The organism is Streptomyces virginiae (assembly GCF_040638905.1).
Taxonomy (GTDB): Bacteria; Actinomycetota; Actinomycetes; order Streptomycetales; family Streptomycetaceae; genus Streptomyces; species Streptomyces virginiae_B.
On record NZ_JBEZYV010000003.1, the window covers coordinates 296198 to 309240 of the forward strand.

The 13043-nt window shown below is 72.1% G+C and carries 9 protein-coding genes; 5 read left to right on the top strand and 4 right to left on the bottom strand.

Annotation, left to right across the window (positions count from 1 at the left end; translation table 11 throughout):
- The first annotated feature begins 1535 nt into the window (after nucleotides 1-1535).
- The 4 genes from AB0F82_RS07225 to glgB all read left to right on the top strand — a co-directional run bounded on the left by AB0F82_RS07225 (nucleotide 1536) and on the right by glgB (nucleotide 9144).
- Nucleotides 1536-3530 (top strand): alpha-1,4-glucan--maltose-1-phosphate maltosyltransferase, encoded by a 1995-nt coding sequence (locus tag AB0F82_RS07225; protein ID WP_362624770.1) that lies wholly within the window; start codon nucleotides 1536-1538, stop codon nucleotides 3528-3530.
- Entirely contained in the window at nucleotides 3527-5245 is a 1719-nt protein-coding gene (gene treS, locus AB0F82_RS07230; RefSeq protein ID WP_356810644.1) for a maltose alpha-D-glucosyltransferase, read from the top strand. Before AB0F82_RS07225 ends, treS begins: the two co-directional genes overlap by 4 nt.
- A 177-nt stretch (nucleotides 5246-5422) precedes the next feature.
- Nucleotides 5423-6859: a maltokinase N-terminal cap-like domain-containing protein gene (locus AB0F82_RS07235; protein WP_362624772.1), complete on the top strand. Its 1437-nt coding sequence runs from the start codon at nucleotides 5423-5425 to the stop codon at nucleotides 6857-6859.
- Nucleotides 6856-9144 carry a 1,4-alpha-glucan branching enzyme gene (glgB, locus tag AB0F82_RS07240; protein WP_356810642.1) on the top strand — a complete coding sequence of 763 codons (2289 nt, stop codon included), beginning with the start codon at nucleotides 6856-6858 and terminating at the stop codon, nucleotides 9142-9144. Before AB0F82_RS07235 ends, glgB begins: the two co-directional genes overlap by 4 nt.
- On the opposite strand, the gene trxA is transcribed toward glgB, so the two are convergent.
- Together trxA and AB0F82_RS07250 are read right to left on the bottom strand one after the other, a co-directional pair.
- On the bottom strand, nucleotides 9134-9478 hold the full coding sequence (gene trxA, locus AB0F82_RS07245; RefSeq protein WP_356810641.1) for a thioredoxin: 345 nt from the start codon (nucleotides 9476-9478) through the stop codon (nucleotides 9134-9136). The genes glgB and trxA overlap by 11 nt on opposite strands.
- Nucleotides 9479-9500: 22 nt before the next feature.
- Nucleotides 9501-9893, bottom strand: coding sequence for a MerR family transcriptional regulator (locus tag AB0F82_RS07250; RefSeq protein ID WP_362624775.1), 393 nt, complete (start codon nucleotides 9891-9893; stop codon nucleotides 9501-9503).
- 386 nt (nucleotides 9894-10279) lie between these two features.
- Here AB0F82_RS07250 and AB0F82_RS07255 point away from each other — a divergent pair, with 386 nt between their 5' ends.
- Entirely contained in the window at nucleotides 10280-10903 is a 624-nt protein-coding gene (locus tag AB0F82_RS07255) for a helix-turn-helix domain-containing protein (RefSeq protein WP_436842053.1), read from the top strand.
- Nucleotides 10904-10927: 24 nt separating this feature from the next.
- Here AB0F82_RS07255 and AB0F82_RS07260 read toward each other — a convergent pair whose 3' ends face one another.
- Together AB0F82_RS07260 and AB0F82_RS07265 are read right to left on the bottom strand one after the other, a co-directional pair.
- Entirely contained in the window at nucleotides 10928-11149 is a 222-nt protein-coding gene (locus AB0F82_RS07260; RefSeq protein ID WP_362624779.1) for a hypothetical protein, read from the bottom strand.
- Nucleotides 11059-12945, bottom strand: a complete 1887-nt coding sequence (locus AB0F82_RS07265; RefSeq protein WP_362624781.1) for a hypothetical protein — start codon at nucleotides 12943-12945, stop codon at nucleotides 11059-11061. Before AB0F82_RS07265 ends, AB0F82_RS07260 begins: the two co-directional genes overlap by 91 nt.
- Nucleotides 12946-13043: the final 98 nt, after the last annotated feature.

Sequence of the window (13043 nt, forward strand, 5' to 3'; positions counted from 1 at the left end):
GTTCCACCTTCGCAGGGGATTGCGGATCGGAGCGGCCGCACCACGCTGTGCACCCGCGCATCACCCCGGGAAGGCTAGCGACGCCCCCGCGTTCCGGCCATAACGCCTGTGGCGGGCGGCATGGTCCCGGGGGGCGTGCGGACCGGGGGAGCGGCGCATGACGCCATGGGGCCTCCCAGGCCCGCAGGGCCGGGGGGAAGCATCGCAAGACGGACGGGGGAGGCGACGCCGAGCGTCGTCGAGCGAGGACAACGCGGCGAGGCGCGGCGGCAGGCGCCGCGAACCCTGCACACGGCGGACCCGTTCGCGGTGGCCGGGGTGGCCGTCCCCGAGGACCTGGCGGCGCTGGACGCGCGCGCCGGACGGGGCGTTCCCCACCTCGTACGGCACGGGCCGGCGCCGGCGCCCGAGCAGCGAAGGCGCTGCGCCGGTTCGCGAAGTCCCTGCCTCCGCCAGGAGGGGGCGCGGCCCGCTCCCCCGGCGCCGGTGGACGAGGACCACCCTGCCGGCCCCGGCGGGGCGCTCATGCGCATGGCCCGGAACCGCACCCTCAGCCGGCCGGCGACGGCCAAGGCCTTCCTGCCGCTCACGGGCCGGTGCCGGGCCGCCTCCACCCAATGGCTGTCCCGTGGTCCCCCGGGGGGTCAGCGCGCGGCGTCGGATGCGGTGCACCGCAAGGCGGAGGAGCGTCCTGATACCGGCAGTACCCGGGCGTTCCGACAACGCGGCGAGGTGCCGTAGCTGTCGTCGTGCGGCCGCCGGGGATGACGGGACAGCCCTGACGGACAGGTGGGCCGCGGCAGCAAGCCGCTGACCCCGGAGCTCGTGGCCGACTTCTCGACCGTGCTCGGCGTCCCGGCCGGCACGCCGACGGCGCTGAAGGGCGTCGCGCCGCCCCCCCGCCGCCGCGGAGCCGGAGCCTTCCGTCCGCGGCGTGGCCGAGCTCGTCCGGGACGTCCGCCGGCTCACGGACGACCGGTTCGGACAGATCCTCGACCTCGCGGAGACCATGCCGGGGAGACCCTGCCGCACTGATGCGGGGGCGCAGGGACCATCTTCGGCCAGATCTCCCAAGCCCCCCTGCAACAGCGGTCACTCGCGCCCCGCGACGGAGTAAACGGTCGTTGCGCGTACCCCCGCGCGGGTGGTTCCCAGGGGGTTCCGGAGGCCTGTGTGACCGGTGATCCGTGCTCCTACGGCACCTGGTCCCGGCCGACTTGACGGAGCCTCGCCGGATGTCGAGTGGGGCCTTGGTACTGCCCGTGCCACTACGTACGAGTAGTTAACCAAGTGCGCGGATTGGGCGGGGGGAGAGTGGGAAGGGCTCCCCGGGTACACGTCGTACACGCACGGCGCACCCGCCCACAAACCCTCTCCCCGCCACCCGAGTGAACGCGGACAGGAGCGGCCATGCCCGCAGCCCAGCCGTCTCTTGAGCGGCTAGAAACAGAGCGAACAGAGCGTGCACTACCAGTCGTGATACCGGCTGGCCTGTTGTCACCGAGCCCCGCGAACTGCCCCCAGGTGATCCCATCATGATCGGTCGCATTCCCGTGCTGGACGTCCGCCCCGCCGTCGACTGCGGCGCCAGACCCGCCAAGGCGGTCGTGGACGAGGTCTTCGAGATCTCCGCCACCGTGTTCCGCGAAGGACACGACGCCCTTGCCGCCCACGTCGTCCTGCGTGATCCGAAGGGGCGACTGCGGCCCCCCGTGCCGCTGAGCGAACTCGCTCCCGGCACCGACCGGTGGGGCGCCCGGGTCTCCGCCGAGGTCGAGGGGAGGTGGACGTACACCGTCGAGGCGTGGAGCGACCCGGTCGGCACCTGGCGGGCCCATGCCGCGATCAAGATCCCCGCCGGCATCGACACCGGGCTGGTGCTGCTGGAGGGCGCGGAGCTCTACGAGCGGGCCGCGGCCCGGATCCCCAAGCGCGACGGCCGCGAGGCCGTCCTGGCCGCCGCCGACGCCATGCGGGACGAGGACCGGCCGGCCGCCGAGCGGTACGAGGCCGCACTCGCCCCCGCCGTGACCGCCGCGCTGGCCAGGCGCCCCTACCGGGAACTGGTCACCGCGTCCAAGCCGCTGCCCGTGCTCGTCGAGCGCAAGCGGGCCCTCTTCGGCTCCTGGTACGAGATGTTCCCGCGCTCCGAGGGAGCGGTGCTGGAGCCCGGCGAGGCTCCGGTCAGCGGCACCTTCCGGACCGCCGCCGAGCGGCTGCCCGCGATCGCCGCGATGGGCTTCGACGTGGTCTACCTGCCGCCCATCCACCCGATCGGCAGCACCTATCGGAAGGGGCCGAACAACACCCTTTCCGCCGGGAGTTGGGACCCCGGCGTGCCGTGGGCCATCGGCTCCACCGAGGGCGGCCACGAGGCGGTCCACCCCGAACTGGGCACCATCGAGGACTTCGACGCCTTCGTCGCGCGCGCCCGCGAACTGCGCATGGAGATCGCGCTGGACTTCGCCCTCCAGTGCTCCCCCGACCACCCGTGGGTGGAGAAGCACCCGGAGTGGTTCCGCCACCGGGCCGACGGGACGATCGCGTACGCCGAGAACCCGCCGAAGAAGTACCAGGACATCTACCCGGTCCACTTCGACACCGACATGGCCGGCATCGTCGAGGAGACCTGCCGGATCCTGCGGCACTGGATGGACCACGGGGTGCGCATCTTCCGCGTCGACAACCCGCACACCAAGCCGGTCGTCTTCTGGCAGAAGGTGATCGCGGACATCAACAAGTCCGATCCGGACGTGATCTTCCTGGCGGAGGCCTTCACCCGGCCCGCGATGGTGCGCGCGCTCGCCGCCGTCGGCTTCCAGCAGTCGTACACGTACTTCACCTGGCGCAACACCAAGGCCGAGCTGACCGAGTACCTGACCGAGCTGTCCGACACCGCGTCCGCCTCGGTGATGCGGCCGAACTTCTTCGTCAACACGCCCGACATCCTGCACGAGTACCTCCAGAAGGGCGGCCGTCCCGCCTTCGAGGTGCGCGCGGTCCTCGCCGCCACCATGTCGCCCACCTGGGGGATCTACTCCGGCTACGAGCTCTGCGAGAACACCCCGGTGCGCGAGGGCAGCGAGGAGTACCTGAACTCCGAGAAGTACGAGTTCCGGCCGCGCGACTGGGCCGCCGCCGAGCGCGAGGGCCGCACCATCGCCCCGCTGATCACCGCCCTGAACCGGCTGCGCCGGCGCAACCCCGCGCTCCAGCAGCTGCGCGACATCCACTTCCACCCGACCGACAACGAACAGGTGATCGCCTATTCGAAGCACGCGGGCCCCAATTCCGTACTGGTGGTCGTCAACCTCGATCCGCACCACACCCAGGAGGCGACGGTGTCGTTGAACATGCCGGTACTCGGCCTCGACTGGCACGGGTCCCTCGCGGTGCGCGACGAGCTCACCGGCGAGACCTATCACTGGGGCAGGGCGAACTACGTGCGCCTAGAGCCGGGCCGCACGCCCGCGCACGTACTGGCCGCTCTGCGACCGTCCCCGCCCACCGGAGGGTCACCCACCACATGATGATCAACGACCCCGTCCACGACACCTTCGAGGACACCCCCGCCAAGGACCGCGATCCCGACTGGTTCAAGCGGGCCGTCTTCTACGAGGTCCTCGTCCGCTCCTTCCACGACAGCAACGGCGACGGCGTGGGGGACCTCAAGGGCCTCACCGCCAAACTGGACTACCTCCAGTGGCTCGGCGTCGACTGCCTGTGGCTGCCGCCGTTCTTCGCATCGCCCCTGCGCGACGGGGGCTACGACGTCTCCGACTACACCTCGGTACTGCCCGAGTTCGGCGACCTCGCCGACTTCGTGGAGTTCGTGGACGCCGCGCACACCCGCGGCATGCGGGTGATCATCGACTTCGTCATGAACCACACGAGCGACCAGCACGAGTGGTTCCAGCAGTCGCGCAAGGACCCGGAGGGCCCCTACGGCGACTACTACATGTGGGCCGACAACGACAAGCAGTACCAGGACGCCCGGATCATCTTCGTCGACACCGAGACCTCGAACTGGACGTACGACCCGGTACGCAAGCAGTACTACTGGCACCGCTTCTTCTCCCACCAGCCGGACCTCAACTTCGAGAACCCGGCTGTCCAGGAGGAGATCATCTCCGCCCTCCGGTTCTGGCTGGACCTCGGCATCGACGGCTTCCGTCTCGACGCCGTGCCCTACCTGTACGCCGAGGAGGGCACCAACTGCGAGAACCTCCCGCGCACCCACCAGCTGCTGAAGAGAGTCCGGGCGGAGATCGACGCGCACTACCCGGACACCGTGCTGCTCGCCGAGGCCAACCAGTGGCCCGAGGACGTCGTCGACTACTTCGGGGACTTCGCCAGGGGCGGCGACGAGTGCCACATGGCGTTCCACTTCCCCGTCATGCCGCGCATCTTCATGGCGGTGCGAAGAGAGTCGCGCTACCCGGTCTCCGAGATCCTGGCCAAGACCCCGGCCATCCCGAAGAACTGCCAGTGGGGCATCTTCCTGCGCAACCACGACGAGCTCACCCTCGAAATGGTCACGGACGAAGAGCGCGACTACATGTACGCCGAGTACGCCAAGGACCCGCGGATGCGGGCCAACATCGGCATCCGGCGCCGCCTCGCCCCGCTCCTGGACAACGACCGCAACCAGATGGAGCTGTTCACGGCCCTGCTGCTGTCGCTGCCCGGCTCGCCGGTCCTCTACTACGGCGACGAGATCGGCATGGGCGACAACATCTGGCTGGGCGACCGCGACGGCGTCCGCACCCCCATGCAGTGGACCCCGGACCGCAACGCCGGTTTCTCCTCGTGCGATCCGGGCAGGCTGAACCTGCCGGTCATCATGGACCCGGTCTACGGGTACCAGGTCACCAGTGTCGAGGCGGCCATGGCGTCGCCCTCCTCGCTGCTGCACTGGACCCGCCGGCTGATCGAGGTCCGCAAGGCGAACCCCGCCTTCGGCCTCGGCTCGTACACCGAACTGCAGTCGTCCAACCCGGCGGTGCTCGCGTTCCTGCGCGAGTACGGGGACGACCTGGTGCTGTGCGTGCACAACTTCTCGCGCTTCGCGCAGCCCACCGAGCTGGACCTGCAGTCGTTCAACGGGCGGGTGCCGGTGGAGCTCACGGGTGATGTGCGGTTCCCGCCGATCGGCGAGTGGCCCTACCTGCTGACCCTGGCGGGACACGGCTTCTACTGGTTCCGGCTGCGTGCCGAACAGCGCGGTGACCGCCGCGCCGAATAGCCGGCACGGTCACAGGCGGACACGCCCCAAGCAAGGGGCGGGCGGCTCGAATGGGTCAATCGCCCGCCCCTGTACGGATCATCCTGACCCGACACTCGCACATGCCGGAGAAGCAACTGCCGCGCATCCGGGACACTCTGCGCATTCTGTGACGGCCCGGGGAAAGGACGCGACGCCATGTCGGAGGCTGCATCCGCCCGGAGCCGGCTCACTGCCGACCGGGCCGCCGGGATCGCCCCGCTGGAACCGATGCTGCGGGCCTGGCTGCCCGCGCAACGCTGGTTCGCGGGCAAGGGCCGGACCATCAGCAGACTCACGACCGTCTCGGCGGCCGACCTGCTGCCGCCCGGGTCCACCCCCGGACTTCTGCACGTGCTCCTCGACGTGGACGGGGACTGCTACCAGCTGCTGCTGGGCATCCGCCCGTCCCTGCCGCCCGCACTCGCGCCCACCCTCATCGGCCACGCCGAGGACGGGCCGTACGCCGGCCGGGTCGTCTACGAGGCGCTGGGCGACCCCCGGCTCGCGGCCATGCTGCTGGAGCGGCTGCGCTCCCCCGGCACGCTCGGCCCGCTGCGCTTCGACCGGGACCCGGCCACGCCGATCCCGGCAGGGCTCCAGCCCCGGCCGCTGTCCGGGGAGCAGACGAACTCCTCTCTGATCTACGGAGATTCGTTCATCCTGAAGGTCTTCCGCCGGGTCGGCCCCGGCGTCAACCCGGACCTGGAGCTGCCCAGGGCACTGGCCGCCGCCGGCTGCGCGCGGGTACCGGCGCCCGTCGCCTGGTACGAGGCCGAGCCACCAGGCGGTGAACCGCTGACCCTGGGTGTGCTCCAGCCGTACCTGCGGGGCTCCGACGACGGCTGGCAGCTCGCGCTGCGCCGGCTCGGCGCCGGCGAGGACTTCACCGCCGAGGCGCACGCGCTCGGCCGGGCCACCGCCGAGGTGCACAGCGCGCTCGCCACGGCCCTGCCCACCGTCGCGCTCGGCCCAGAGCAGACCGCCCGGCTGGCCGCCGGGATGACGGCCCGGCTGGCGGCCACCGCCCGGGAGGTGGCGGCGCTGCGGCCCTACGAGGCCGGGCTGCGGGGTGCCTTCGACGCCCTGGCCGCGTCCCGCGGGACGGGAGTGGCGGCTCAGCGGATCCACGGCGACCTCCATCTGGGCCAGACCCTGCGAACCCTCGACGGCAGCTGGTCGTTGATCGACTTCGAGGGCGAGCCGGCCCGGCCCCTGGCCGACCGGCGCCGTCCCGAACCGGCGGTGCGCGACATCGCCGGGATGCTGCGTTCCTTCGACTACGCCGCCCGCTCGCACCGGCCGTTCGCCCCCGCCTGGGCGGACGACTGCCGGGCCGCGTTCTGCGAGGGCTACGCCCGCACCACCGGCCGGGACCCGCGCGAGGATCCCGTACTGCTGCGGGCGTACGAGACCGACAAGGCGGTGTACGAGGCCCGTTACGAGTCCCGGCACCGTCCCGACTGGCTGCACGTCCCGATGGCCGCGATCCGGCGGCTCTCGGAGCCCGCGCGGCCCGCCCACCGCATGCCGCCGACCCCGCCCGCCCTCTCCCCCCATCCGCACCCGAAGCCCCCGAGGAGGCCGCTCGCGTGAGCGCCGCACGACAGCCGTCACCGACCGTCAGCGACGATGCCGCACCCGCCCCGGCGGCGGCCAAGAAGCCCCGCACTCCCCGGGCCCGCCGTGCCGCCCCTCCGCACGGGGTCCGGCCGGCGCCGGCGCTCGGCCCCGAGGAACGGGCCCGGCTGCTGGAGGGCCGTCACCACGACCCGCACGCCGTGCTGGGCGCCCACACCCAGCGCGGCGGGGTGGCCTTCCGGGTGCTGCGCCCCTATGCCAAGGCGGTCACGGTTATCGCCAAGGGGCTGCGGGCCGAGCTCCACGACGACGGCGACGGGCTGTTCTCCGGGCTGCTGCCGCTGACGGCGGTGCCGGACTACCGGCTGCTGGTGGCTTACGACGGCACCGAGATCGAGGTCCACGACCCCTACCGGTTCCTGCCCGCCCTCGGCGAGCTGGACCTGCACCTGATCGGCGAGGGCCGCCACGAGCAGCTGTGGACGGCGCTGGGCGCCCAGCCGATGGAGCACCAGGGCGTGGCGGGGACCCGGTTCACCGTGTGGGCGCCGAACGCGCAGGGGGTGCGGGTCACCGGGGACTTCTCGTACTGGGACTCCGTCGCCCAGCCGATGCGCTCGCTCGGCGCGAGCGGCGTCTGGGAGCTGTTCCTGCCCGGGGTGGGCGCCGGGACGCTCTACAAGTTCGACATCACGCGCCCGGACGGCAGCCACACGCTGCGCGCCGACCCGATGGCCCGGTCCGCGGAGGTCCCGCCGGCGACCGCCTCGGTGGTCACGGCGACGCAGTACGAGTGGCAGGACGCGGAGTGGATGGCGCGGCGCGGGTCCCGCCCTCTGCACCAGGCCCCCTTCTCGGTGTACGAGCTGCACCTGGCGTCCTGGCGGCCGGGGCTCTCCTACCGGCAGCTCGCCGAGCAGCTCCCCGCGTACGTCAAGGAGCTGGGCTTCACGCACGTGGAGATGATGCCGGTCGCCGAGCACCCCTTCGGCGGCTCGTGGGGCTACCAGGTCACCGGTTTCTACGCGCCGACCTCGCGGATGGGCACGCCGGACGACTTCCGCTTCCTCGTGGACTCGCTGCACCGGGCCGGGATCGGCGTGATCGTCGACTGGGTGCCGGCGCACTTCCCGCGGGACGAGTGGGCTCTCGCGGAGTTCGACGGGCGGCCGCTGTACGAGCACCAGGACCCGCGGCGGGCCGCGCACCCGGACTGGGGGACGCTGGAGTTCGACTACGGGCGCAAGGAGGTCCGCAACTTCCTCGTCGCCAACGCCGTGTACTGGTGCGAGGAGTTCCACGTGGACGGGCTGCGCGTGGACGCGGTGGCCTCGATGCTCTACCTGGACTACTCCCGGAACGAGGGCGAGTGGTCGCCCAACGAGCACGGCGGCCGGGAGAACCTGGATGCGGTGGCGTTCCTGCAGGAGATGAACGCCACCGTGTACCGGCGCTGCCCGGGAGTGGTGACCATCGCGGAGGAGTCCACCGCCTGGAACGGCGTGACCCGCCCGACCGACGGAGGCGGGCTGGGCTTCGGGCTGAAGTGGAACATGGGCTGGATGCACGACACCCTGCGCTACATGTCGAAGGAGTCGGTGCACCGCAAGTACCACCACCACGACATGACCTTCGGGATGATCTACGCCTTCAGCGAGAACTACGTGCTGCCGATCTCGCACGACGAGGTGGTGCACGGCAAGCGCTCGCTCGTGTCGAAGATCCCGGGGGGCGACTGGTGGCAGCAGCGGGCCGCGCACCGGGCGTACCTGGGCTTCATGTGGGCCCACCCCGGTAAGCAACTGCTGTTCATGGGACAGGAGTTCGCGCAGGGGTCGGAGTGGTCGGAGGGCCACGGGCCGGACTGGTGGCTGCTGGACTCCTCCTACGCGGCGGCCGGCGACCACCGGGGCGTGCGCGACCTCGTGCGCGACCTGAACCACACCTACGCGGCGACGCCTGCGCTCTGGGAGCGCGACACCGTGCCGGAAGGCTTCGCCTGGGTGGAGGCGGACGCGGCGGAGGACAACGTCTTCGCCTTCCTGCGGTACGCGCAGGACGGCTCGCAGCTGCTGGCGGTGTCCAACTTCTCGCCCGTGGTCCGGCACGGCTACCGGATCGGGGTGCCGGAGGAGGTGCCCCAGTGGCGTGAGGTCCTCAACACCGACATGGAGGCGTACGGCGGCAGCGGGGTGCACCACAGGCAGCCGCTGCGTCCCGAGCCGGTGCCGGCCCAGGGCCGCCCGGCGAGCCTGCGGATGACGCTGCCGCCGCTGGCGACGATCTGGCTCAGGCCGTAGCGAGCTGGTCCGCCAGTTCCTGCAGGAGGCGGCGCTTGGGCCGGGCGCCGACCATCTGGCGGACGGGTTCGCCGTCGCGGAAGACGAGCAGGGTCGGCATGGACAGCACCCCGTACCGGGCCACGGCCGCGGGGTTGCGGTCCGCGTCGATCTGCACGACCTTCAGGCGGTCGGCCTCCTCGGCGGCGATCGCGGACAGCACCGGGGCGAGCTGGCGGCAGGGGCCGCACCAGTCCGCCGTGAACTCGACGAGGACCGTCCTGCCGCGCTCGGCGAGCACCTCGGCCTCGAAGTCCGCGTCGGTCACCTCGGCCACTCCGTGGGCGTGCACCATGTCGTTTCCTCTCTCGTGTGGGTCAGGGCGTCATCTCGCAGCGCGGGGCGGCGGCCTCGCCGGCCGCCTCCTCGGCGCCGGCGAGCTGCCGCGCGACCTGGTCCCGTACGTCCGCGAGCCGGCCGATCAGGTCGTCCAGCTCGGCGAGCTTGCGCCGGTAGACGGCGAGCGATGCGGGGCAGGAGTCCCCGGCCGGGTGGCCGGCCCGCAGGCACGCGAGGAACGGCCGGGTCTCTTCCAGTTCGAAGCCGAAGTCCTGGAGGGTGCGGATCTCCCGCAGCAGCCGCAGGTCGTCCTCGTCGTAGGTCCGGTGGCCGTTGTCCGCACGCCGCGCGGGCAGCAGCCCGCGCGCCTCGTAGTACCTGAGCGTCCGGGTGCTGGTCCCGGCCCGTTCCGCCAGTTCGCCGATGCGCATGGCACGACCGTATGCGTTGACGCCGACGTCAAGGCAAGGGGTGCGGAGGGCGGGGCCCTCGCCACCCCCGTATGCGAGGGCCCCACAGGAACCACGTACGGGAGGGGGTTCCGGTTCACATTCCGTGGAGGCCGTGTGAGGGGACTTGCGTCGCGGGGAGTTGGCTGGAACCGTACCCAGTACTGGATCTTCGAGAGCACCGATTACCGGACAGTCGCCGGAAAACTCGCCAAAAGCCCCTTACTTCATAGGACGTTCCTACGAGGTATGGGCTTGTTTGTTTGGTCTGTAGGCGGCGCAGCCCGGCCACTTCTACGGTGTGCGGTGTGCACTCCAGCCCACCATTCAATGCCCCCGCCGCGCGGCGCCTGCGCGCGGCCCTGGGCATGGCTCCCGGACATGTCGCCTACGGCCTGCGTGCCCAGTACGGACTCGTCGTCGCGCCCGAGACGGTGATGGCCTGGGAGCGCGGGGAGATATCGCCGTCGTCCGCCGAGCTCACCGCGCTCGCGGGCGTGCTGTGGTGTGCGCCGGGCGAACTGCTCGCCGAGCCGGTCACCTTGCGGGAGCACCGGATGGCCCGGGGGCTGGGCGCGGACGAACTGGCCCGGCGGATCGGCCTGGAGACGAGCTCCTACCAGAAGATGGAGGACACCGGGCGCTGGAAGGGCAACGAGCGGCAGTCCGCCGCCCTCGCCACGGTGCTCGGGCTGACCCTGGCCCAGTTCGTGACGGCGACCGGCAAGCAGGAGGAGCTGGCCGAGCTGCTGCGCAGCGCGGTCACCACCCGCTGGCAGGCGTACGTGAAGCCGCTCGGCAAGCTGCTGCCGATCCCCAAGCACCACCTGGAGCGGGTGGTGGAGCAGCTGCACGGGGACTACCAGTCGCGGATGGTGGCGACGCTCAGCTGGGGCGGCGGCCAGGGCGAGGCCGCCAGCGGGGACGCGGGCCGCGAGTTCCTCACGGGCATCGTGGACCGCTTCTGGCAGCTCGCGGGCGGCGCGGCGTAGCCGGCGTCCGCCCGGAGCGTGCCCCTACGGCAGGGGCGCGTCGACCACTGTGGCGGCGATGCCCCCGGCCGCCAGATCGTGCCTGATCCGGTCGGCGGTCCTCCGGTCGCCCACGAGGACGGTGGGCGGGGCCGGGCACGAGGCGATCGCGGTCTTCAGGTGGCCCAGCGAAGCCTGGTACTCCTTCTCGTCGACCGCGACGGGTCCGCCGACCTTGACGTAGAAGACCTCGTACAGCCCGACCATGCCGCCCCCTGCTTGGTGAGGATCTGGGCGAGGAAGGTCGACCTGAGGTTGAGGTAGGCGTCGTTGCTGTAGAGGGCGATGACCGGCGACGTGGCCCCGTGCAGGTCGCGCTCGGTGAGGGCGGCGGCGGGCCGGGCGATGTCTGCGCTCCTGGCCTCGCCCCGGGCCCACTTGAGCATGGGGCTGTCGTACCAGCCCGAGGGGTGGCCCCAGCCGGAGGGCACGCCCCACTGGACGCCGCCGAACAGCGCCAGCGCCGCCGCCGTCGCGAGGCCGGAGCGCAGCAGCAGGTCCGCCCGGCGGCGCAGCGCGGTTCCCGCGGTGCTCGCGGCGGCGGGCAGCATCAGCCCAATCAGGCCGAGCGAGAGCAGGGCGATCACCAGCCCGGCGGCGGTCAGCTTCTCGAAGTAGTACGAGTAGTAGCCGATGGTGGCCTTCTGCCAGGCGCCGAAGACGCCGATCACCGCGGCCGCGCCGAGCACGACGGCCAGCACCGTCTGCCCGGTGCCCGTCCGGCGGTTCACCGGGAGGGTGGCGGCGACCAGCGCCAGCAGTCCGAGCCCGATGAACACCGGGCGGTCGGGTATGACCATCGGGCCGGCCAGGTTCGAGGTCTTGGCGACGTCCAGTTTCGTGAGGACGGAGAAGACGCTGGGCAGTCCCGCCACGGCGGCGGCGCCGGCGAGTGCCGCGAGGACCGGGGCCCAGCGTCCGGTGAACCGGCGCCGGTGGACGAGCAGCACCGCGGTCAGGGCGAGGCCGACGAGGGCGCCGTAGAGGCTGTAGACGTAGGTGACGGCGATCAGCCCGGCCGCCGCGACGAGGACGAACTCGGCCCTGCCCGTCGCGGGGCGTATCAGCAGGGCCAGGGCCAGGGCCAGGAACAGCAGGCCGATGGTCTCGGAGTCGAAGCCCCGCTCGATCAGCTCCGCCATCGACCCGGACACCACCACTGCGGCGACCGTGGCGCAGACCGCGGCCGCGCGCCAGCCGCGCAGGCGCGGGCCGCCGATCCAGCGGGCGGCCCAGACCAGCGCCCCGCAGAACAGCGCGTAGGCGGCCAGGACGTAGAGGAAGTACCGGTGCGTCATGGCGAGGGCGGAGCCCGCCTGGACCGAGGACGTCACCAGCGCGTCGACCCAGGCCAGCAGGAAGTGGGAGCCCTGCGGGTACACCGCCTCGGACGGGGTCATCATGTACGTCCGGGCGGCGTCCTGGTGCAGGAAGGCGTAGCCGCCGACCTGCCGGATGCCGGTGAAGTACGAGAAGTGCCCCATCCGGTCCTCGGACGTGACGAAGTAGGGCAGCCGGTCGGCGGCGGACTTGCCGGCCACCGGGTGGTGGACGTAGTGCCAGACCACGGCCACGGTGCCGGCGACCAGCGCGTCCGAGCCGCGCAGCCGCAGCGGGATGCGGGGTCGGCGGCGGGCCAGCCAGCCGGAGAGGGAGGCGGTCGTCAGCAGCAGGCCGGCGCCGGGCACGGGGGCCAGGCCCCACGGCCAGACGGAGAAGAGCAGGCCGAGGCCCATCACGGCGCCGCAGAGCAGGAAGGCCGCGACCACGAGGCGGTCGAGCAGCCCGCCGCCCACCCGGATCAGGGCGGCGGTCGTCAGGATCAGGACGGGGAGGAGCAGTACGTCGAGGGCGACCGCGTGGAGCAGCAGCGGCACCGCCCAGGACGCGGCGAGGGCCGCGGCGAGGACGGACGGACTCCGCCGTGGGGCGGGGCCGGTGACCGCGGGTTCAGGTCTGGTCAGGACCGGTTCGGGGGTCAGGACGGCAGAGCTGGTCGCCACGGGAGTGGGTCGCCTTTCCATCGAGTGCGTGCGAACGGAGGACGAGCCCCGGACATGCGGGCCCTCAACGTGCACACGACTCAGCTGACCCATCCCCC